The organism is Paraburkholderia phenoliruptrix (assembly GCF_902859825.1).
GTDB classification, from domain to species: Bacteria; Pseudomonadota; Gammaproteobacteria; order Burkholderiales; family Burkholderiaceae; genus Paraburkholderia; species Paraburkholderia phenoliruptrix.
This window is the reverse complement of sequence record NZ_CADIKB010000012.1, coordinates 20,655-41,418: the sequence shown is the minus strand read 5'-3', so window position 1 is coordinate 41,418 and position 20,764 is coordinate 20,655. Positions and strand designations below refer to the sequence as shown.

The 20,764-nt window shown below is 63.9% G+C and carries 17 protein-coding genes and 1 riboswitch; of the genes, 6 read left to right on the top strand and 11 right to left on the bottom strand.

The features are described 5' to 3' along the window. Positions 1–256: 256 nt before the first annotated feature. Positions 257–832 carry a hypothetical protein gene (locus tag HV711_RS14715; RefSeq protein WP_035481417.1) on the top strand — a complete coding sequence of 192 codons (576 nt, stop codon included), beginning with the start codon at positions 257–259 and terminating at the stop codon, positions 830–832. Positions 833–917: 85 nt separating this feature from the next. On the opposite strand, the gene HV711_RS14710 is transcribed toward HV711_RS14715, so the two are convergent. From HV711_RS14710 to HV711_RS14700, 3 genes are all read right to left on the bottom strand, one after another. Then, positions 918–2,933, bottom strand: a complete 2,016-nt coding sequence (locus HV711_RS14710; RefSeq protein ID WP_244142694.1) for a glycosyl transferase family 1 — start codon at positions 2,931–2,933, stop codon at positions 918–920. A 142-nt stretch (positions 2,934–3,075) separates the two neighbouring features. Next, positions 3,076–4,353, bottom strand: coding sequence for a DUF3443 domain-containing protein (locus HV711_RS14705; RefSeq protein WP_035481419.1), 1,278 nt, complete (start codon positions 4,351–4,353; stop codon positions 3,076–3,078). Between the two features lie 38 nt (positions 4,354–4,391). Continuing rightward, positions 4,392–4,847 carry a DUF2844 domain-containing protein gene (locus HV711_RS14700; protein WP_035481421.1) on the bottom strand — a complete coding sequence of 152 codons (456 nt, stop codon included), beginning with the start codon at positions 4,845–4,847 and terminating at the stop codon, positions 4,392–4,394. Between the two features lie 346 nt (positions 4,848–5,193). Here HV711_RS14700 and bamC point away from each other — a divergent pair, with 346 nt between their 5' ends. Further along, positions 5,194–6,432 carry an NlpB/DapX family lipoprotein gene (gene bamC, locus HV711_RS14695; RefSeq protein WP_013588998.1) on the top strand — a complete coding sequence of 413 codons (1,239 nt, stop codon included), beginning with the start codon at positions 5,194–5,196 and terminating at the stop codon, positions 6,430–6,432. Between the two features lie 190 nt (positions 6,433–6,622). Next, positions 6,623–6,778: a hypothetical protein gene (locus tag HV711_RS14690; RefSeq protein ID WP_013588997.1), complete on the top strand. Its 156-nt coding sequence runs from the start codon at positions 6,623–6,625 to the stop codon at positions 6,776–6,778. A gap of 224 nt (positions 6,779–7,002) precedes the next feature. Here HV711_RS14690 and HV711_RS14685 read toward each other — a convergent pair whose 3' ends face one another. The 8 genes from HV711_RS14685 to HV711_RS14650 form a co-directional block, all read right to left on the bottom strand. Next, positions 7,003–8,085 (bottom strand): T6SS immunity protein Tli4 family protein, encoded by a 1,083-nt coding sequence (locus HV711_RS14685; protein ID WP_035481423.1) that lies wholly within the window; start codon positions 8,083–8,085, stop codon positions 7,003–7,005. After that, positions 8,082–9,644 (bottom strand): esterase/lipase family protein, encoded by a 1,563-nt coding sequence (locus tag HV711_RS14680; protein ID WP_063826557.1) that lies wholly within the window; start codon positions 9,642–9,644, stop codon positions 8,082–8,084. The genes HV711_RS14685 and HV711_RS14680 overlap by 4 nt, the downstream gene beginning before the upstream one ends. Positions 9,645–10,516: 872 nt before the next feature. Next, positions 10,517–11,443, bottom strand: a complete 927-nt coding sequence (locus HV711_RS14675) for a DMT family transporter (protein ID WP_035481456.1) — start codon at positions 11,441–11,443, stop codon at positions 10,517–10,519. Positions 11,444–11,793: 350 nt separating this feature from the next. Further along, positions 11,794–13,392 (bottom strand): L-lactate permease, encoded by a 1,599-nt coding sequence (locus HV711_RS14670; protein WP_035481426.1) that lies wholly within the window; start codon positions 13,390–13,392, stop codon positions 11,794–11,796. Between the two features lie 345 nt (positions 13,393–13,737). Next, complete coding sequence (locus HV711_RS14665; RefSeq protein WP_035481427.1) at positions 13,738–14,253, bottom strand: hypothetical protein; 516 nt, start codon at positions 14,251–14,253, stop codon at positions 13,738–13,740. 262 nt (positions 14,254–14,515) lie between these two features. Continuing rightward, the gene (locus HV711_RS14660; protein ID WP_013588993.1) at positions 14,516–14,728 is read right to left on the bottom strand and encodes a YMGG-like glycine zipper-containing protein; all 213 of its coding nucleotides are present in this window, start codon (positions 14,726–14,728) and stop codon (positions 14,516–14,518) included. Between the two features lie 265 nt (positions 14,729–14,993). Beyond that, the gene (gene thiC, locus HV711_RS14655) at positions 14,994–16,925 is read right to left on the bottom strand and encodes a phosphomethylpyrimidine synthase ThiC (protein ID WP_013588992.1); all 1,932 of its coding nucleotides are present in this window, start codon (positions 16,923–16,925) and stop codon (positions 14,994–14,996) included. Between the two features lie 130 nt (positions 16,926–17,055). Continuing rightward, positions 17,056–17,174, bottom strand: a riboswitch (TPP riboswitch). Between the two features lie 200 nt (positions 17,175–17,374). Further along, entirely contained in the window at positions 17,375–17,794 is a 420-nt protein-coding gene (locus HV711_RS14650) for a GreA/GreB family elongation factor (RefSeq protein ID WP_015003251.1), read from the bottom strand. A 573-nt stretch (positions 17,795–18,367) separates the two neighbouring features. On the opposite strand from HV711_RS14650, the gene HV711_RS14645 reads away from it, so the two are divergent. Genes HV711_RS14645 through HV711_RS14635 form a run of 3 tightly spaced genes read left to right on the top strand, consistent with a single transcriptional unit; the run spans position 18,368 to position 20,701 of the window. Further along, positions 18,368–19,210 (top strand): DUF1223 domain-containing protein, encoded by an 843-nt coding sequence (locus tag HV711_RS14645; protein ID WP_063826558.1) that lies wholly within the window; start codon positions 18,368–18,370, stop codon positions 19,208–19,210. 29 nt (positions 19,211–19,239) lie between these two features. Beyond that, the gene (locus tag HV711_RS14640) at positions 19,240–19,878 is read left to right on the top strand and encodes a cytochrome b/b6 domain-containing protein (RefSeq protein WP_035481429.1); all 639 of its coding nucleotides are present in this window, start codon (positions 19,240–19,242) and stop codon (positions 19,876–19,878) included. A 31-nt stretch (positions 19,879–19,909) separates the two neighbouring features. Next, positions 19,910–20,701: a molybdopterin-dependent oxidoreductase gene (locus HV711_RS14635; protein WP_035481431.1), complete on the top strand. Its 792-nt coding sequence runs from the start codon at positions 19,910–19,912 to the stop codon at positions 20,699–20,701. The last annotated feature ends 63 nt before the right edge of the window (positions 20,702–20,764 follow it).

Genomic DNA, 20,764 nt, shown 5'->3' with positions numbered 1-20,764 from the left:
AAAACGCGAAGCAGGGCCGCCGGTCGAAAACCGGGGCTGGGTCAGTTACTGGGAAATTAAGCGGTGCTTCGGGTGATTCAGTTGGAAGCGCGCAGCAGCAGACCTAGCCCGGTAGAGCGGGCTAGTAGTAGCGATAGGGTGGTCTGGGCGCGGTACATAGTGCGCAATAGGAACATATTATTGGGACGACGTCAAGCGCAGGCTCGCGCACGGCGCCCAGGCTACAATTCGCGACGGTTTGAAAAACGGAACGTCAATGAAGATTCGGATTCTCACTCTCGCGTGCGTCGCGACCGCTGCGGCGCTGCTCGCGGCCTGCACCACTGTGTACAGGAACTCGGACGCGTGCGAGCAATTGATGCGCAGCAAACTCGCGGAAACCTCGTCCGATACGCTCAAGATCGGCCATACCGGCGCCGGCATCGGTGGTTCGCGTGTGGTGGTGGAAGGGGCGATCGAGCATGGAGTGACGGCGTCTGAGGCGGCGGCTGCGGGTGGGGCTTCGGGGGCGTCTGGAGCTTCGAGGGCGTCCGGGGCCGCGGGGGCTTCGGCGGCTTCGAGGCCCGCGAGCGGTTCGGCAACGTCGGCGGCTTCCGGCACGGCAACGGCCGCGGGGGCGACCGCATCAGGCGTGGGCGCTGCAGCAGCTTCGCCGTCGGCATCGTCAGACGCGCAGGCGCTGGCGCTCAAGTCCGGCAAGCCGAAGAAGATCGTGCAAGCTGCAGCTGCCGAATGTACGTTCCATGGTCCAACGCTCGCCACGTTTAGCTGGCTTGCCCCGGCAAAGCTGGCGGCGCCGTCCGAGCCAGATTCGGGCGAAGCGCAGGAGTAAGTTCTCGGGCACCGCCGGATTCGTGCGCCGCGTTTTGTCGCGACGCGGTCACGAGTTCGCACATGCTGATGCTTTTGCCAGGCGATCAGCTCTTCGGGCGGCAAGCGCGAGAATACGCGCGGGCGCCGTTGCACGCGCAGGTGACAAGACGGACGTCCCTCCAAAAGCGTCGAACGATCCCGCGCGCACCGCCGTCGCATCCCGGCTTCTCTTCCGCCAGCTCCATTGCCTCGGCCTGGCATCCGCTCCGCGCTTCGTTCATCAAGGCGAGGGCGCTTTCAGCAAACGCTTGAGGCCGGCCTTCAAAGCAACGCTCCACCGCGTGCGTATCGATCAACCGCTGCCGCAACGCAATGCGTTCGTCGTGCCCGTCGATCATTCGCACTGCGGCGGCGATATATGCCTCAATGCTATCCGCCGTGGCCCACGCCGGCATGTCCACGCGGTCGAACAGCGCGCCGTCGATACGCTCGAACACTTCGCGCCCGCGCATGCACACGCCCGGCAAACCGAGCGTGAGCGCGTCCACAATGCCATTCGTATTGCCGAACGGAAAGGGACTCAGAAATAAATCGGAAGCGTTGACCCGTCCCAGATAGTCCGGATACAGATGAAACCCGTGCACCACCGACCCCGGTAGCGCCCGGCCGATGACCTCGCGCATATGATCCAGCGTGAGTCCGGCATGCACGCCGCTCATGAAATGAAACTCGACGGGCGTGGCTGCGCGCTCGCCGATTTCCCGGCACGTATCGAGAAACGCGGGGTTGAGCTTCATTGCGCTCGCGGTGATGATCGCCTGCACTTTTTCACGCCGCGGCGGAATGATCGGGGCAATGGCCGGCAATGCCACCGAAGGCCGGTACGGCTGTCCGTCTTTGGGCAGCTTCAACAAGCGTTCGCTGAAGCACGCGGGATCGCCGGCATAATCTTCCTCCACGCTCACATAGTCGATCTTGTCCGAATGCGTGGTGGCCGGATGACCCAGTCCCGCGATCTGCAGCGGCGCGACGCGTAGATTCGACATGAAGATGGTCAGCACGAACATGCCGACGCTCGGCATATACAGCACCTCCGGCTTTTCGCGCTCGGCAAAGTCGCGAATGGTGCGCAGACACTCGCCGATATACTCGGGCTCCTCCAGTTCGATGAAGCGGTCGAACACCGCGCGACCGATGTCGTCGATCGCATAGCCGAAGCCGAAAGCCACCACCTCGAAATGCTCGCGCGCGGCTTCGAGCGTGCGGGAGTGCGTGCGGTAGATGGAATGCGCGCCGCCGAACCATTCGAGCACCACCAGCATCAGCGGCTTCTTGCGCGGCCTTGTGTTCGCGTCCGCTCCGACACGCGCCTGCGGCACCGCCGGCAGATCGGTCAGGCCCAGTTCCGCGAGCTTGCGCCGCACCAGTACGTTGATGTCGCGCTTGATCTCATGCCTGCGCGGCGTTTGTGCGTAGCTGCAGAACATGTAGGCGTTGTGCAGCAAGGCGGTGGGCAGATCGTCGAGATTCCCGATTTGTTGCAGCTTGCCGGGCAGCCATTCGATCAGCGCCTCGCGCTTCATGTGCGCGCTTGCCGAGCCCTTGAAAACGGGCGCCAGAAGGACGAGCGCGAGACAGGCCGCCAGGACTTTGTCGTACGCCCACAGCGCGGCAAAGTCGAGTTCGAGTTCGGACTCCGTCGAATAGAGCACGCACAGCTTCTCGACAAAACTGTCGCCGGCGAGAAACTGCCGGTCTTCCGGGCCGCGCGGGTTGAGGTGGCAAGCGACATGGTCCGCGTTGCCGAACGGCGTGGCGGAAAACAGCAGGCCGACCCATTCATGCAACGTTAAAAAGAGCCCGAAACATTCGGCTGGCGGCCTGAAGTCGGGGGCGGCGAACAGCGTGGAAGCCGCGCTTGCGAGGCGCGTGCAGAAGCGCCTGCGTTGCTCGGCGGGCGTCAACCCGGTCATGCCCGACGCGAGGAAGCTCCCGTCGAGTTCGCCGCGTTTGTGCTGAAGCAGCGCCAACGCGGAGAGCAGCTGGATTGCCGCGCGAACATGCTGCCGCGTATAGACGAGCTGCTCGAACTCGTCGAGCGAAAAGGTGGCTTCTTCCATGGAGTGACGGTTGACAGTTATGCATGACTAACTATCTTCGTGAAGCGTTAGCCGCGAACGGCGATTATCGCAGCCACCCCATATCGAATATGTGCTTTCCACCAGTTTGTGAATTTTCAGCAGCTCGAATACGGTCTTACCTTCAGAATGCATAGTACGGACCCGGCCCCGCGGACGTCGCGCGCGACGCGATCGCCGTGTACACGCGGCGGCCGAAAAAGAACGGCAGGCCCCAGCCGAAGCCGCTCGCCGCCGGGCCGGCGAGATTGTCGAAGGCATTATTCGCCGAGGCAAACAGAACCCGCGAATTGCCGACAGCGAAGCTCACCGTGGTCGACGCGCCGTTTGTGCCGCTGATCGTCGCGCTGGCTGAGCGCGTGGAATCCGGGCAATACCAGTAGCCGCATTGCGGCAGTTGCGTGTCGCGATAGAAAAGGCCGTTCGAGCCGGTGTCGAGATAGCTTTGCGCGTAGGTCTGGCCCTCGTACGCCGTACTCACATAACCGGTTTGCGGACTGCCCTTGAGCACGCTCGCGTTGCCGAGCGTGTTGTTCGCCTGGGTGTCGATGCCGAAGATCATCGTGCCCGACACGGTGTCCGCGCCGCTGTCCGGCACGTCGGGAAGCTCGATCACGATGCCATTGTTGTCGAGCGCGAAGCGGCTGACCGGATTGACCACCTGCTGCGCGACGGGCTGCGCGCTCGGCAGGCACGCGCCGCTTGCGTCGCAACTGTAGTACCAGCGAGGCAGCGCCGCGTTGGCGCAGGCCGCGCCGCAGTCGGCTGCGAATACGCCGACGCCGAGGATGCCGTTCGCGCGCAGCGTGTCGAGCGTGAGCATCGACGGGCCGGAGCCGGCGCAGTCGGCGGGCACCGACGGCACCGCGGGGTCGGCGATCAACTGGATCGGGATGGAGGCGGCCAGTTGTCCGGCCATCCGCACGTCGGCGCTGCGCACGGCGCCCCACGCGTAGCCGCCGCCGAAGACCGCGCATTCGCCCGAGACGCCGCCGCCCGACGCCACTGCCGCGAGCGGCAGGCTCGCCGGCAACGCGGAGGCGAGAATGCGCAGGCCGTGCGAGCCGGTGTCCACCTGAATGTTGTCGATGGTCGCGCACTGGTCCGTGCCCGGCTGGCACAGCGTGACGCTTGTCGTCAGCATGTTGCGCGTGAGGCGCGGCGCGGCGTGCACGACGATCGGCTGGATGTTCGGCGTGTTCGACTGGGCGACGCTGTTGCCGCTCGTGCTGCTGGGGCTCGAAGCGGCAAGGGGCGCGTCCGCTGCGGGCGAGTTTGCCGTGCCGGCGGGTGCGTTCGTGTTGGACGCGGTGGTCGGGGCGCTGCCTCCGCCGCCGCCTCCGCAAGCGGTCAGGGCGGCGCAGACGAGGAGCAGGGCGCAAAGACGATGGTTCGGCTTCATGGCGTCAAAGAGGTCGGCAGTGGTTCGGGGTCGGGCCGTCAGCGCAGGTCGTCGGCCGTCACGCCCGGCGGCAGCGCGCCGGGCAGCCAGGCGCGGCCCGCGTAGCAGCGCATCGGGCCGCCGGATTCGACGATCACGTCCGGCCGCACGACGCGCGACGCGTGCAGATTGCCGTCCGCCGCCGCCGCGGCGCCCGCGCGGTAAGAGCCGGCGTACTTGCCAAGCAGCGCGGCCAGATCCGGCATGGTCGGACCTTGCCACGTGTAGGCGACGATTTCGCCGCTGCTCGTGCCGTACTCGTTGATGGTCGTGTTGCCCGCATCCGTCGAGGTGCGCAGGCGCAGCGCGCCGTTCAGCAGGCTTTGGGGCGCGCTCGTGCCGGCTCTTGGCGCCATCACGCCGCCGAGTTGGGCGCAAGCGCTGGCGCTGCTGCACAAGCTCGCGACGGCGATCGCTAAGGTGCCGAGGAGGCGGAAAGAGTGGATTTGCAGCATGACGGCGTCTCCTGCGTGGGGCGTTCGGGGCTTCTCGGAAAGGCGTTTTGAAGATAGCACCCGTGTTTCACGATCACGCAGGACGGCCGTCTGCGAGACTAACGTCATCCCAAAAACGGTCGTGGGCCGAAACCGGAAAGAGTCTTTGAAAACAATGTTCTGACAGCGAGCGCGCATGCCTCTGACACGCCGTTCGGAATAGTTGTCGATTGTTAAAATCCGCGCATGCTCAAGCGGGCACTAGGCGGGGCAAACCCCAGTTTTTGCACAGGGCTCGCCGGGATCGGTAAAATGTTGGGTTGATCCACGGAATCTTGCCGTGGCGTAGCGGAAGGATTCCCCGAACATGACTGATCTTCGTCTTACCAAGCGGTTTGCAGTAATGCTGATGGCGGGCGGGCTGGTCGCCGGCTGCGGCACGTCGTCGCCGACCAAGGTCGATTACAAGAGCGACTCGAAATCGAAGCAGGTGTCACTCGCCGTCCCGCCGAATCTGATCGACGAGACGGCCGATCAGCGTTCGCTGCCGCCGCAAGGCGGCGAAACCTCGCTGTCCACGCTGCGCCAGGTGCAGGCTCAGGCGCCGGCGGCGAACACGCTTTCCGTCGTGCCGCCCGTGAGCGGCATGCATATTCAGCGCGACGGCACCGAAAGCTGGCTTGTGATCGACAGCAAGACGCCGGCAGAGGCGTGGCCGCAAATCCGCCGCTTCTGGCAGGAGCAGGGTTTCCTGCTGGTCGTCGATCAACGCGACAAGGGCGTGATGGAGACCGACTGGAACGAAACCCACGCGCAGATCAACGACGGCCTGATCCGCAGCACGCTGTCGAAGGCCATGGGCAACAGCTACGTCACCTCGGAGCGCAACAAGTACCGCACGCGCCTCGAACCGGCGCCGAACGGCGGCACCTATGTGTTCATCAGCCAGAAGGGCATGCGCGAGGCGCTGACCGGCACGAACAACGATTCGAGCACATGGCAGCCCAAGCCGAACGATCCCGGTCTCGAGCAGGAATACCTGAAGCGCCTGATGGCGGCGCTCGCGCTCGCCGATTCGCGCGGCAAGTCGGGCGGCGCACAAACCGCGGCGCTCTCGCCGGCCGGTGCCCAAACGGCGCCCAATGCGGCGACGGCGGGCGCGAAGTCGGCGGCCGCGGCTACGGCGGCCCAAAACGTCGTGCTGGCGGCCCAGCAGCCCGTGCGCGATCCGGACGCGGCAAACGGTGGTCCGGCGGCGCAGCTGTCGTCGAACGAGCTCACGCTCGGCGAGCCGTATGACCGCGCGTGGCTGCGTGTGGGCCTCGCGCTCGACCGCAGCAATTTCACCGTGGACGACCGCGATCTGACGCGCGGCCTGTATTTCGTGCGCTACGTCGATCCGAAGGACATGTCGTCGGCTGAACAGGGCTTCTGGAGCCAGGTGTTCCACGGCAAGAAGGAAAAGGTGGCCAAGCAGTATCGCGTGAACGTGCGGGCGCTGACGCCGGACCAGACGCGCGTGGCCGTCGTGGACGACAAGGGCGGTATCGACGAAAGCCCGCAGGCGCGGCAGATTCTGAGTCTCATGGCCGACCAGTTGCACTGACGCGCGCCCGCTGCGGCGGCAAGCGCTCCGAAAACCCGTCCGGGACCTTTGCGTTCCGGGCGGGTTTTTTTATGGTCTTCGCTGCTTGGGCTTGGCGCGCACGGCGGCACGCGCTGTGTCCGACGCGCCGTGCACATGTCTTGCTTGTCATGACGGCGCCGGCGCAGACCGGCATCCACCGGAGATGGCCATGTTCGACGTGATTCCTTACTGGATGTGGGCCGCGAGCCTGCTGGTGCTCGCGCTGGTGTGCGGCGCCGCGTTGAGTCCACGGCAGCCGCGCGAGCCGCGAGCCATGCGGGCCCGGCAATCCAGCGCGCTGCGCTCGAGGTGGCCGATGCGCTGAATCGGTGGGGCGCTTCAGAAAAGGGAAAATTTAGCGCCGCGACTGGGTGGACGAGGCGGCGAACCCGATCAAGCCGGCCGAGGGGTGCTACGTCGCAGGCCGCTTACAAGCAGAACCCGCCTCTTGATTTCCTTTCTGACTGTCGCGACCAGCATTCGCAATGAGCCGTGCTTGCATCCGCATTCGTTTCCTGCTGGAAATTACCGCAACGGACAAAGCCCGGGTCACATTGCGCCCGGTCTGAGTCGAAGTGTTCTCGACACCGTATCCCATAGGCCTACAGCTTCGCCCGTTGTCAGTGAGGCCTTTTCGAGTTTTACAAGTTTTCCCTGGATCATGAGCTGTCCTCCGGTGGTCAGATCGAGTGACAGGTATGGTGTGGCAGGCCCACTGCTCGTCTCATTGGAAGTCAGGGAAAACGAGTGCCCGCGACCACCTCCAGGCCGCCGGCCCTCGACCAGCCACTCCTCGGCCTCCGGACCGTGCAGATCGACAATTCCTTTTCGGACAAGCATGCCGTCAGCGTCCCTGAGTTCCTGGCGTACTTCCGGACTGTCGGCGCGTTGTAGCAGCGTTGTCCTCTCGCGAACATCGGGTGTGGTCGAAATATCAAAGCTCACATCTTGCATGTGAGTCAGGTTGAACTGCGCGTCCACGTCTTCATTGCTGCCCGCTGGCGCAGGCAGGAATCCGCCGGCGAAACACACGCCAGGCTCAGTCGGAATGTCGTCCGGGGAGCGGCCACGCAGTTTTTCCAGCAGGCTGAACACCACCGCGGTTTTCCCGGGAACTTCGTTTTTCACGTCGAACTGCTTGACGATTGGATCATCGGTTTGGTCCGGGTGGGTGTAGTCGTAAGTTTCGATCTTCAGCAGGAACCGATACCCGCTGTCCCACTTGTATCCTTCGATATGTCGCGTGGCCGGAGCTTCATAGATGGTGCCGCGATGGATAAAGTAGTAGGTGTGTTCCCCCCTTGCTTGACCAGCCGCATATAGGAACGGATACGCATCGCGGCTCCTGGTTGCTTTCAACGCCGCTTCGCGCTGCGCGACCTCCTGCCGCCAGACGTCTTCCGTCATCGCCTTTGCCTCGACGCTGACGCCCTGTATCTTCGCGTAGCCGGATTCCACGGCTTCCCCCGGCATGTCGATCATATAGCGGCCCACACACCGCGTTTTCATATTCGCAGTCAGTTCAGTCACGATTTGCTTTTCCTGTTGGCTCAGCGGTGCCGGCTTGTGATCGCACGCGGCAACGGTCAATATCAGGCAGGCAACAGCGAGTGCTGCGCGCGTTTTCCTCATGCCTTGTAGTCCAGCGCCGTGCCCTTCACGCTTTGCGCGATGCGCGTAATCGCGTGGAGCGTAAAGCGTCGTGTCGCGTCCAGCTTGTAGGCCCCTTCGTGATCGATACCCGCGAAGGCTGCGCAGGCCCTGACCTGATGGCCGGGCGCGCGGCCCGAACGCACCGGCACCGTGCCATCGCCATGCTCGTCGGCATCACGCAGGACGAAATTGGCGAAGTAGGCTTTTCCATCGAGCGTCGTCTTGACCAGTTGACCGCCAGTTGCGGGGTCATCGCTGCCACGTACTGCGAGCAGGTCGGTCATCGGCGGCACACCACCGCGCAACAGCGGTAGCGTCTGCTGAGTCCACGTGACGTCGCCATATGCCTTGTGCTTTGCGTCGTCGCCGTAAAACGCGTAGGTGTTGGCGTGGTACTGGCCGCTGACGTCATCGTGAAATGTTCGAACCTGGCGTCGAATCAAGTCTGCAAAACTTTTCCAATCCTGATCGATGGTCTTCTTGGAGGGATCCAGCGGATTGAGCAGAAGGTCATCGCACAGTCCCCACCAGCTACCGCGCACCGTATAGATTTCGCTGTACGGATCGGATGCAGGCAAGGTGACGAACCGCTCACCGTCCCTGATCTGCAGCCAGCCCATGCCGTAATCGCGGCTCGGCAACAACTGCAAGGGCCCAGGCGCACTGCCAACCACCGCGGTCATAGCTGCGGCGGTTGGCCCTAGGGCCAGCCCGGCTACGCCTTCTGTTCCCGTCTTCATCCGTTTGTAAGTCGCCGCGGCACCCGTGGCCGGCATCACGCCGTGCACCACACCCAGCACCTTGTCGCGCAGCCCCATGACTTCCGAGTAGTAGCGGGCCACGAGTCCGCCCATCGAGTGGGTGACGAGGATGACCCGGTCGCACCGATAGTTGAACTGCTTGCGGTACCAGGCCGTGATTTCATCGATCCGGGTTGCGAGGCGCTCCGCTGACACGGCGTTTGATTGCAGCCAGTTGTAGCCGACGGCATGGACCGGAAACTGGTATTTGTACGAGAGCGCTACCTCATCTCGCTTCAGTTTGTCCAGGACGGGCGTGACGATATCGCATAGGCTCGCCCGCAAGCCCTTGCGGCCATGGTCCGTGCCCGCATGCACGTCGTTCAGTGCGTTTTCGAGCCACACCAGCCACTGGCCGTAGCTCATGTACGCCACTTCGCCCCAGCCGCGCCGGCGCAGTTCGTCCTCCGTCTGGGCAGTACCGGATGGGATATTGCCACCGGAGTGGACTTGGGTCTTGTTCGGATCGAGAACTCGCTTGCGCATATCTGGACCTACCGTCATCCACGGCTTGACCGTAGACAGGCTGTCGAGCAGCCAGACCGGTTTCGACTTCGCTGGCCCTTTGGTCTCCAGATTCGTTCCCATGACGCCCGGCACGAAGACTACCGGAATCACGCGGTCGGGAACCATGTAGCACACGGCCGTGCTGTCGTCCGGAGCAGAGGTGACCGATGAGTAGTGAATCGATCCGTCCTCGGCGATGCTGGGTTGGATGATGCGTTCTGGTATAGCCAATGCAGGTCTCTCGTGTCGTTGTTCGCAATCGCGTCAGATTTGCGCGCTTTTAAATCGCCATCGACAGGCGCCTAGTACTGCTTATTATACGGTCTCGAGCGCGACGGATATGACGCCACCCGAGGGCCTGCGGGCAACGAGTCGGCGAGGGCGACGCGAGGCGAAGCGCCGTTGAGGGGCGCGGCGATCAATGGTTCACGTGACCGGTGAGGGTGGCAAGCGCGCCGGTGTAGCATTGCCGCCGCTGGCACGCTTGCGCCATGGGTCGATCGCTACAACACCAATGTACCTGTACGGCGACGATATCCTGCGCACCGGAGAGATCGATCAGGCATTCGGAGGACGGTAGCACCGATCTCGGTCGAGCTTAGCGTGCAATATTTTTCGTTTTCTGAAGCTTCATCAAACGGCGCCGAAACATTAATCCACAAATCCACGCGTTCCACGCTCGGCAGCCGGGGGCATTCCGCATGAGCCGCGGCAGCGAAACGTCACGTTACTCCCCCTACGTTACGCCGGTGACGTAACCCTCGCGCGCTCTGCAGCGGCCTGCCATCAGCACCGTAGCCGCGCGCAAATTTCCCGCCGAATCAACGTGTTACATCAAGCCCCTCGCGCTTTTCCGTAACTGGCATGCATGGTGCTTTTATCGATTCACGGGGTCGGATTGCCACGAGTTCCAATACGCGAGTGCTTCAACGACTTTGCCCATCCAGTCGAGCGTCGAGCATAACCCCGCTCAGCCCGACAACGGCCGCGCGCTGCACGCGCAGGCCTCGGTGGCCCCGTCGCCTATCCTCGTAGGGCGACGGTTTTTTGCCCGCACTCCGGTGGAGTGCGGGCAATTTTTTGAGCCGCGGAAACAGCCAGACTCAGGTATCCGCGCGCCGCGTCCCCAGCCATGGCAGGCGCTTCACGACGCCGGTCGCCAACGCCGTCCCCACGAGAATCACGCCGCAGCCCTCGAGCATGCCGGCCGACACGGCTTCGCCGAGAAACAGCGCGCCCCACAGAATGCCGAAGATGGGAATCACGAACGTCACGGTGATGGCGCGGGCCGGGCCCGCCACGGCGATCAGGTGGAAGAACAGCATGTAGGCGATGCCCGTGCACGCCACGCCGAGCGCCAGCACCGCGCCCCACGCGTGCAGCGACACGGGCGCGCTCGGCCAGTAGATGACGGCGAGCGGCAGCAGCACGATCGTCGCGCCGGTCATCGTGCCGGCCGCGACGGTGAGCGCGTCGACGCCCGTCAGGTAGCGCTTCGTGTAGTTGGCGGCGATGCCGTACAGCAGCGTCGCGCCAAGCGCCGCGCCCGCTGCGAGCGCGGTGCTTAAAGGCGTTGCCGCGGAACCGCTTGGTGCGGCGATCTGGTCCCACACCAGCATCAGCACGCCGAGAAAACCGATAACGAGGCCGAGCGTGCGCAGCGCGCTCAGCCGGTCGCGCAGCCACAGGAAGGCGACGAGACCGCCCCACAGCGGCGTGGTCGCGTTGATGACCGAGGTCACGCCCGCGGAGAGCGTCAACTCCGCATAGGCGAACAGGCAGAACGGCGCCGCTGAGTTGAGAATACCCACGACGAGCAGCGGGAAGGCCCGCGTGCGCAGGATCGTTGCGGATTGTTGCCACGGACGCCGCGCGAGGAGCACGACGATGAGAAACAGCGCGCCGATGCCGACGCGCAGCGCCATCAACGGAGCAACGCCGAAGTCGGTCACGCCGACGCGGATGAACAGAAAGGACGCGCCCCATAGGGCCGCGAGGATCAGCAACTGGAGAAGGTTTTTGGCGTTCATTGTGGTGGCGTCGCGCGCGGTTGAGTCGAGACGCCTGCGCATCGTAACAGCGCGATCGCCCAAAACGTTTCACGTTCGAATGAAACGGCAAGTAGCGGGAGAGGACGTCTGACACACGTGATCGTAAGCGTCGACGCGAGCCGCGCAAAGCGAGCAATTCTCACGCTGATGTGAGAAAAATTGCGATTGTTTGCGAGGCGAAGAGGCGGGGTGTTGGACCTCCGCCATCGAGAAGACGTGTGATAGTGCCGCGCGCGGTCAGCCGGTGCGGCGCGCGCCAACAGTCGGGCAAAGAAAAGAGGACGTAGCGGAGCCCGAAGCCCAGCCACGCCCATCCAATCCGTCAAGCCTCAATGCGGAATCATCGCCTGCAGCACGTTCTGCTGCAGCCAGACCAGAATGCCGAGCAGCACCGTCAGCAGAATCGAGTGCTTGAAGGTCCGCGCGAACACCCCGCCTTCCTTGCCCTTGAGTTCCGTGGTCGCCACGCCGGTCGAAATGTTTTGCGGCGAGATCATCTTGCCCATCACGCCGCCCGACGAATTGGTCGCCGCCATCAGCACGGGATTCAGATTCAGCTGATGCGCCGCGACCACCTGCAGATTGCCGAAAAGCGCATTGCCGGACGTGTCGCTGCCTGACAGAAACACGGCAACCCACCCGAGGAATGCCGACACCAGCGGGAAGAACGGTCCGACGGACGCGACGCCGAGTCCGAGCGTATAAGTGAGCCCCGAGTAGTTCATCAGATACGCGAGTCCGACGATGGTTGCGACCGTCAGAATCGCGATGCGCGTCTGCACCCAGGTGTCGGCGATGGCGGCGCCGAATTCGCGCGCGCTGAGTTTGACGACGAGACTCGTGATGATCGCGGCGACGAGGATCGCGGTGCCCGTCGCGAGCGGCTGGAAGTCCCAGATCGCGCCATACGGCGTGTTGTACAACGTGATGAAGACAGCTTTATCGAGCCCCGGCCACGGAATTTTCACGTCGCCGATCAGAAAAATCTTCGCCACTGTCCAGACAATCACGACAACCGACACGATGATCCACGGATACCAGCCCTGGCCGCCGCCGATCTTGCCGCGCACTTCGCCGACACGGTCGATGTCGACCGCGAACGCCGGGTCCGCCGCCGGTTTCCATACCCGCAGGAATGCGATGGTGACGACGAGCGAGACCATCGACGACAACACGTCGGTCAAGCTGTAGTTCACATAGTTCGACGCGACGAACTGGGTGAGCGCGAAACTCGCGCCCGACACCAGCAACACCGGCCAGACGCGCAGCATGTTGCGAAAGCCCGCATACACGGCGATCACATAAAACGGCAGCACGAGCGCGAAAAACGGCAACTGGCGGCCGACCATTTTCGCGAGTGAATCGGCCGGCAGATGCGTGACCGCGCCGAGCACCGTAATCGGCACGCCGAGCGCGCCGAAAGCGACCGGCGCCGTGTTGAAGATCAGCGTGAAGGTGAGCGCCTCGAGCGTTGGAAAACCGAGCAGGATAAGCAGCGAACTGGTGATGGCGACCGGCGTGCCGAAGCCCGAAATGCCCTCGAGCAGCGCGCCGAACGAGAAGCCGACCACCACCAGGACGACGCGCCGGTCGTTCGGCAGATTGTCGATCATCCACATGCGAAAAGCGGCGAAGCGGCCCGAGCGCTGCGCGATGTTGTACAGCAGGATCGCGGCGAACACGATCCACATGACCGGCCAGCACGCGAACACGGCGCCTGCCGCCACTGAGTCGAGCGCGAGCCCCACGGGAAACTTCCATCCGCCGATCGCGACAATCAAACCGACGACGAGCCCCGCGAGCGACGCCTGCCACGCGGGCCGGCGCGCCCAGCCGAGCAGCACCAGCACGACGATGATCGGCAGCGCCGCGACGAGGAACGACGCGAGCAGCGAATTGCCGATGGGAGTGAGTAGTTGATGAAACATCACGTCTCCTTCGTTGTTGTTCGAATCGACGCGGAATTGAGAATGACGGGACGCGTCGCTGGTGCAGGACGGATGAGTGCCGCCCGGACAAGAAAGTGCCGGGCGGTTCCCTTTTAAACGCTTACTGTGCGGCTTTAGCAAGCATAGGGCGCGAAGCTCGCGCGTCAAGAAGGGAAACTACCGGAGGAGTGGAAGCGCACAGGGGGCGTACGCGAAGGGCGTCGAGCGCGCCGTCGGGCGGGACCGGCGCTGGCAACCGGCTGCGGGCGACCGGCTGCGGGCGACCGGCTGCGGGCGACCGGCTGCGGGCGACCGGCTCAGGCCACCCGCATTGCGCAAAGCCCTTCAGTGATGCCGGCCCCGCCCGCCGCCGCCCCACGACCAGCCGAAGCCGATCGACACCGCCGGCCCATACCAGCCCGGATAGCCATAGCCATACCAGGCGGGATAGACGGGCGGCGGATAGTAGACGGGATAAGCCGGCGCCACATACACCGGCGGCTCGGCAACCACGTAGGCAGGCGGCGAACCCGCAGATCCCGGTTCGGGCTGGGCCTGCTGGCCTTGCTGCACGGGCGGCTGCTGTTGCGTGGACGGCCCGACCGACGAGTCGCCGGCCGTGGCGGGCGGCACTTCGCGCTGAGTCGCGCTGGCGGGCACCGTCGCGTAATAGGACGGATAGCCTGGGTAATAAGCCGGATAGTAGCCGTACGGGTAGTAGCAGCCCGCGAGCGACGCCGCCAGCAGCAGCCCGGCGGCGGATCCAAGCGGGAGCCGTGCATGAAGGGCGGCGCGCACGGGCGGCATGCCCGGCAGACGCGTGCGATTAAGACGAAAAGAGTCGATGACGCGGGACTTCATGGCGCGCTCCGGTTGCAAACAACGTGCAAGCAACGCGACCGACGCCGTCGTCGGCCCGTTATCGCACGAGCTTACGCCCATGAGGCGCGAGGAGGAGGGCAAAACCGTAACGGCGTATTTCGCAGCATTGCAGCCGCGCGCGGCGGCTCCCGGTGCGCTGCGGTATTCATCGCTGCCGTATTCATCATTTGCAGCGGACCGGCAAGCGGCGAGCGGGCGGGGCGGTGCGCCCGGCCCGCTCTGCAGCCTGATACTCAAAGACTTACTTGCCCACCTGGTTGCCGATCACACCGCCCACAGCCGCGCCGCCGAGCGTGGAAAGCGCACTGCCGCCGATCACCGCGCCGGCCGCGCCGCCCACACCCGCGCCGATTGCCGTGTCGCGTTGGCGCGTCGTCATCCCCTCGCACGCAGAAAGGCTTGCGACAAGCGCGACCAGCACCGCAAGCGAACCCATTTTACGAATCGATTTCATGATGACTCACTCCCTTGTTGTGATTCGAAGCCGCCTGTCGTTATGCATTGGTTGATTTGATCTTATCGCCGCAACCGGTTTCGAGTTGTATGAGGTTGTCAGCAGACTGACGGTTTCGTAATCAAATGTTTCCCCGGGCGCAGCATGCGGCGTGCCTGCGCGGTCGGGCGCAAAAAAGCCCGCCGGGTGGCGGGCTCGGGAGACAGCAGGAAGTTGTGCGCGCATCGAGTCGGACCGTGGCCCGGACCGATGCGCGGCCCAAACATCACTGCCGCTGATAGATTTCAGCGCCTTTCTTCATGAACTCGATCGATTTCACTTCCATGCCTTTCTTCAGCGCTTCGTCGTCGGAGACGCCTTGCTGCGCTGCAAACTCGCGCACGTCCTGGGTGATCTTCATCGAGCAGAAGTGCGGACCGCACATCGAGCAGAAATGCGCGACTTTCGCCGAATCCTTGGGCAAGGTTTCGTCGTGGAATTCGCGCGCCTTGTCCGGGTCGAGGCCGAGGTTGAACTGGTCTTCCCAGCGGAACTCGAAGCGCGCTTTGGAGAGCGCGTTGTCGCGCACCTGGGCGCCCGGGTGGCCCTTCGCCAGGTCGGCGGCGTGCGCGGCGAGCTTGTACGTGATGATGCCGGTCTTCACGTCGTCCTTGTTCGGCAGGCCGAGGTGCTCCTTCGGCGTCACATAGCAAAGCATGGCCGTGCCGAACCAGCCGATCATCGCGGCGCCGATGCCCGACGTGATGTGGTCGTAACCCGGCGCGATGTCGGTGGTGAGCGGCCCGAGCGTGTAGAACGGCGCTTCGTCGCACCATTCCAGCTGCAGGTCCATGTTTTCCTTGATCAGTTGCATCGGCACGTGGCCCGGGCCTTCGATCATCGTCTGCACGTCATGCTTCCACGCGATCTGCGTGAGTTCGCCGAGCGTCTTCAGCTCGCCGAGCTGCGCTTCGTCGTTCGCGTCGTAGATCGAACCGGGGCGCAGGCCGTCGCCGAGCGAGAACGCCACGTCGTACTGCTTCATGATTTCGCAGATGTCTTCGAAATGCTCATACAGGAAGCTTTCCTTGTGATGCGCGAGGCACCACTTGGCCATGATCGAGCCGCCGCGCGACACGATGCCGGTCATGCGTTTCGCGGTCAGCGGCACATATTGCAGCCGCACGCCTGCGTGGATCGTGAAGTAATCGACGCCTTGCTCGGCCTGTTCGATCAGCGTGTCGCGGAAAATTTCCCACGTCAGGTCTTCGGCCTTGCCGTTCACTTTTTCGAGCGCCTGATAGATCGGCACCGTGCCGATCGGCACCGGGGAATTGCGGATGATCCACTCGCGCGTTTCGTGAATGTGCTTGCCGGTGGACAGATCCATGACCGTGTCGCCACCCCAGCGGATCGCCCACGTCATCTTGTCGACTTCCTCGCCGATGGAGGAGGTCACCGCCGAATTGCCGATGTTCGCATTCACCTTTACGAGGAAGTTGCGGCCGATAATCATCGGCTCGCTTTCCGGGTGATTGATGTTGTTCGGAATGATCGCGCGGCCGCGCGCCACTTCCTCGCGCACGAATTCCGGCGTGATTTCGGTCACGCCGTTCGGACCGAACGCGCTCGCCCCGAACGCCTGGCCCGGATGCTGGCGGCCCATCATCGCGGCGAGCTTTTCGCCGTTCGGGCCGCTCGTCTTGAGGCTCTCCAGGTATTCGGCGCGGCGCTGGTTCTCGCGAATCGCGATGTATTCCATTTCCGGCGTGATGATGCCTTTCTTCGCATAGTGCATCTGCGAGACGTTCTTGCCGGGCAACGCGCGGCGCGGCGTGCGATGCAGGCCTTGGAAGCGCAGTTCAGCGGTGGCCGGGTCGGCGGCGCGCTCGCGGCCGTAGTCGCTCGTGAGTCCGGTGAGCGCTTCCGTGTCGCCGCGCTCTTCGATCCAGCGCTGACGCAGCGCGGGCAAGCCGGCGCGAATGTCGATTTTCGCGTCCGGATCGGAATAGGGGCCGGAGGTATCGTAGACATAGACGGGCGGATTCTTTTCGCCGCCGAAGCTGTCCGGCGTGTCCGCCTGGGTGATTTCGCGCATCGGCACGCGGATGTCGGGACGGGAGCCGGTCACGTAGACCTTGCGGGAATTCGGCAGCGGCGCGACGGCGGCTTCGTCGACGTGGGCGTCGGCGGAAAGAAACTTCGGATTGGCGTTCATGCGGTTCTCCATGTGTGGGCCGGAGCGACGCTTTTACGCCTGGGTCCGGTCCCATTCGATGTGGGGCCGCTAAGCAGGAGACGAGACGGAAGTAGTCGGAATTCGCGAGGGGTGAGGCTCAAAAGCTGGAGTGCGAAATCCGTACGCTTCCCTGCGCTGGCATTATCCAGATCAGGTTCAAAGGGTATTTCTCACCCACGTTGCACGGACCTCCAACCCCAGTGCACCGCAGGACCCCCGCGTTAGCAGCGCACACGATACACCGGGCGGGCGGCGCTTGGCAACCGTCGCGCGATGCTGCGCCGCCGGGGCGGGCATGGCGCAGCGGCCTTTTTTCTGCGCCTGAGAGCCGGCGTGCGCGCCGCGATTAGCGGACTATGCTTGTATTGACGGGCGCGCCTTCCATGACGCCCCGCAGCACCGGCCGCGCCTGCAAGGCGGCCGTGCGGCTAGAGGGTAAAGTCGTCGGCGGCTTCGGGCTGATACAGGATTTTCGCGAGCTTCAGCACTTTTTCGTCGCCGCTTGGCGGCATGAAGCGGATCTGTTCGCCGCGTTTCGCGCCGAGCAGCGCAAGGCCCACCGGCGAAAAGACGTTCAGGCGCCCATGCGCGAAGTCGGCGTCGGGCGGATAGACGACCGTCCATGTCATTTCTTCGCCGCTTGTTTCGTCGACGAGCGTGGCCTGCGAATTCATCGTGACTACGTTGGCGGGAATGTCGCGCGAGTCGACGATGACGGCGCGTTCCAGGACGTCGTCGAGCATCTCCTGAAAGCGCGCATTCGCGCCGGGCGCGGCGGCGTGTTTCTCAAGACGGGCGACGTCGAGTTCGGTGAGGTAACACTGCTTGGTCCTTCGGGTCGTTTTCACGGTTGCTACTCCAGTTCGATCTGCAATCTCTGCGAGGAAAGGTCACGCGGATGGATCGGCCCGGCGCTCCGACAGTCCCCTTAGGGGCAACGACGCGGTTTCAGCCAAGCGGGAGAGCTGCGTCAGTCGGAGTGCCGGGCGGCCTGGAGCGGGGCCGTTACTGCGACAAGCGTTGGCGGCGGTTCGCCGGCCCAATGCGGCGCGCACTCCACGCGCGCGCGACCGGTTGCGCTGGCAAAGCGCAAGCAGGTGAAGGCGCGGTAGGTCGGCAAACGCATTGAGTGGCCGGCAGGTGTCGAATGAAGTGGACGGCGCGCAACTGCAATTCGAGCAATGCGAAGAACGCAGAGAAGTAGTGCGGAGGATAGGAGCATGTTAGCACGGCGTCTTTCAACGGCCTTGGCGAACATTTCGTTGTTGAAAGAATGAGCGTTAGAGACCGGCGACATCGGTGGACACTCGCCGCAGCCGGCCTGCAAAAGCGCAGAAAAAAACAGGCAAAAAAATTTTCAGCGCGGTGTCATAACCGGCCGCGCCCTTCGACAAACGTGCAGATCCTGATCGGAGCACGTCATGCAATCAGTCTTCATGCGCCACGCGGACGGGCGGTTCACGCGCGCCGTCGCACTCGTCACCGCACTCGCGCTGTTGTGCGCGAGCGGTCTCGCGAGCGCGACCGGCGCGATGTGCAGCGCGCGCAGTCCCGCGCACCGCGTGGCGCTCGTCGAGCTTTACAGCAGCGAAGGCTGCAACAGCTGCCCGCCCGCCGACGCGTGGCTTGGTCAATGGAAAAACAGCGGCGCCGCGCGAAGCGTCGTGCCGCTCGCGCTGCACGTCGATTACTGGAACAGCCTCGGCTGGACCGACCGCTTCTCGCAGCACCGTTTCACTGAGCGTCAGGAGTCGCTGACCCATCGTGCCGGCGACCACACGATCTATACGCCCGAGGTCTTCGTCGCGGGCCGCGAATTGCGAAGCTGGTCGCGGCCGGAGAGTTTCAATAGCCGCGTGGCCCAGCTGATCGCGCAGCCGTCCGACGCCGATGTCGCACTCGACATCACGCCGCGAGCGGGCGGCGCGTTCGACGTCGCGGCCCGCTTCGACAGCCGGATCGCCGACGCCGCGGCCCGACTCGACGCCTATGTCGCCGTGTATGAAAACGCGCTGAGCACGCAGGTGGGCGCGGGAGAAAACCGTGGTGCGACCTTGCATCACGAGCGGGTGGTGCGGCAATGGTTCGGCCCGGTGCCGCTTGTCGGCGGCAGTGCTCATATTCGTCGCGACATCCGGCTCGCCGATGCCGGCGCGAATACCGGCACCGACTTTTCCGCCGGCCGATTCGGTGTGGTCGCCTTCGTCGAAAACGCAGCAACCGGCGACGTGCTGCAAGTGGCGGACCTCGCGTTCTGCCATTGAACGCACGTCGTCAATCACAGGAGAGTTTCATGGCTACGCCTCACGTTGTTCGCGGCAATGCGCCGCCTGCCGAGCCCGCGCACGGCGCGATCCATCCGCTCTGGGTGCGCGTCACGCATTGGCTCAACGCGCTCGCGGCGATCGTGATGATGCTTTCGGGCTGGCGCATTTACGACGCGTCCCCGGTTTTCGCTTCGTTCAGTGTTCCGACGCAAATCACGCTGGGCGGTTGGCTCGGCGGCGCGCTGCAGTGGCACTTCGCCGCGATGTGGCTGCTGGTTTTCAACGGGCTCGTCTATCTTGCGATGAACCTCGCGAGCGGTCGTTTTGTGCGCAAGTTTCTGCCGCTCTCGCCGCGAGCGGTGTGGCGCGATTTCATCGCCGCGTTGACGGGCAAGCTCTCGCACGCCGATCTGCGGGTCTACAACGCAGTGCAGAAATTCGCTTACCTGTTCGTCGTTTTCGATCTCATCGTGCTCGTGCTGTCCGGGCTCGCCATCTGGAAGTCGGTGCAGTTTCCGCTGTTGCGCGAACTGATGGGCGGCTACGACAACGCACGCATCGTCCACTTCTGCGCGATGGCGCTCATGGCCGCGTTTATCGTCGTGCATCTCGTGATGGTCGCGCTCGTGCCGCGTTCGCTCGTCGCCATGTTGCGTGGGCGCTGAGCGCATCGTTCAATATTACGGATGCCGAATCATGAACAAGCCACCTGAAGAATTACGGGTAAAACGCGCCCATAAGCTGGACCGCGAGTCGATCCTGATCGACGCGCGCCGCGAGCTCTCCATGCCGTCGCGGCGTCTTTTCGGCAGGCAGCTTCTGTCACTCGGCGGGCTTTCGCTGCTGACGGGCTGCTCGCTTACCGACGACGAATCGGTCAACAAGTTTCTCACCGCCGTTTCGCGCCTGAACGACCGCGCGCAAGCCGCGTTGTTCAACCCGAAGCTGCTCGCGCCGACCTACACCGAAGCGCAAATCACACGGCCGTTTCCGTTCAACGCCTACTACGGCATCGACGAGGTGCCACAGGTCGACGCATCGGACTACAAGCTGAAGATCAGCGGCCTCGTCACCGGTCAGCGCGTGTGGACCTTGCCGGAGCTCTACGCGCTGCCGCACGCGGAGCAGATCACGCGGCATATCTGCGTGGAAGGCTGGAGCGCAATCGGCCGCTGGGGCGGCACGCCGTTCGGCGACTTCCTGCGGCGCATCGGCGCGGATACGAGCGCGAAGTACGTCGGCTTCAAATGCGCGGACGATTACTACGAAAGCATCGACATGCCGACCGCATTGCATCCGCAAACACTGCTCACCTTTTCCTACGACGGCGAGCGGCTGCCCGCGAAATACGGATTCCCGATGAAGCTGCGCATGCCGACCAAGCTCGGCTACAAGAATCCGAAGCATATCGTCGAGATGTTCGTGACCAACACTTATCCTGGCGGCTACTGGGTCGATCAGGGTTACAACTGGTTCGGAGGCTCCTGACGCGCGGGCCGCCGCATGCGCGAGGCGCATGCGGTCCCGCTCGGCAGACGCTTCGGAAAGATG

Bases quoted from the DNA above. Each gene is read 5' to 3' on its own strand.
- HV711_RS14715 (WP_035481417.1), top strand. From the start codon at position 257: ATGAAGATTCGGATTCTCACTCTCGCGTGCGTCGCGACCGCTGCGGCG.
- HV711_RS14710 (WP_244142694.1), bottom strand. From the start codon at position 2,933: ATGGAAGAAGCCACCTTTTCGCTCGACGAGTTCGAGCAGCTCGTCTAT.
- HV711_RS14705 (WP_035481419.1), bottom strand. From the start codon at position 4,353: ATGAAGCCGAACCATCGTCTTTGCGCCCTGCTCCTCGTCTGCGCCGCC.
- HV711_RS14700 (WP_035481421.1), bottom strand. From the start codon at position 4,847: ATGCTGCAAATCCACTCTTTCCGCCTCCTCGGCACCTTAGCGATCGCC.
- bamC (WP_013588998.1), top strand. From the start codon at position 5,194: ATGACTGATCTTCGTCTTACCAAGCGGTTTGCAGTAATGCTGATGGCG.
- HV711_RS14690 (WP_013588997.1), top strand. From the start codon at position 6,623: ATGTTCGACGTGATTCCTTACTGGATGTGGGCCGCGAGCCTGCTGGTG.
- HV711_RS14685 (WP_035481423.1), bottom strand. From the start codon at position 8,085: ATGAGGAAAACGCGCGCAGCACTCGCTGTTGCCTGCCTGATATTGACC.
- HV711_RS14675 (WP_035481456.1), bottom strand. From the start codon at position 11,443: ATGAACGCCAAAAACCTTCTCCAGTTGCTGATCCTCGCGGCCCTATGG.
- HV711_RS14670 (WP_035481426.1), bottom strand. From the start codon at position 13,392: ATGTTTCATCAACTACTCACTCCCATCGGCAATTCGCTGCTCGCGTCG.
- HV711_RS14665 (WP_035481427.1), bottom strand. From the start codon at position 14,253: ATGAAGTCCCGCGTCATCGACTCTTTTCGTCTTAATCGCACGCGTCTG.
- HV711_RS14660 (WP_013588993.1), bottom strand. From the start codon at position 14,728: ATGAAATCGATTCGTAAAATGGGTTCGCTTGCGGTGCTGGTCGCGCTT.
- thiC (WP_013588992.1), bottom strand. From the start codon at position 16,925: ATGAACGCCAATCCGAAGTTTCTTTCCGCCGACGCCCACGTCGACGAA.
- HV711_RS14645 (WP_063826558.1), top strand. From the start codon at position 18,368: ATGCAATCAGTCTTCATGCGCCACGCGGACGGGCGGTTCACGCGCGCC.
- HV711_RS14640 (WP_035481429.1), top strand. From the start codon at position 19,240: ATGGCTACGCCTCACGTTGTTCGCGGCAATGCGCCGCCTGCCGAGCCC.
- HV711_RS14635 (WP_035481431.1), top strand. From the start codon at position 19,910: ATGAACAAGCCACCTGAAGAATTACGGGTAAAACGCGCCCATAAGCTG.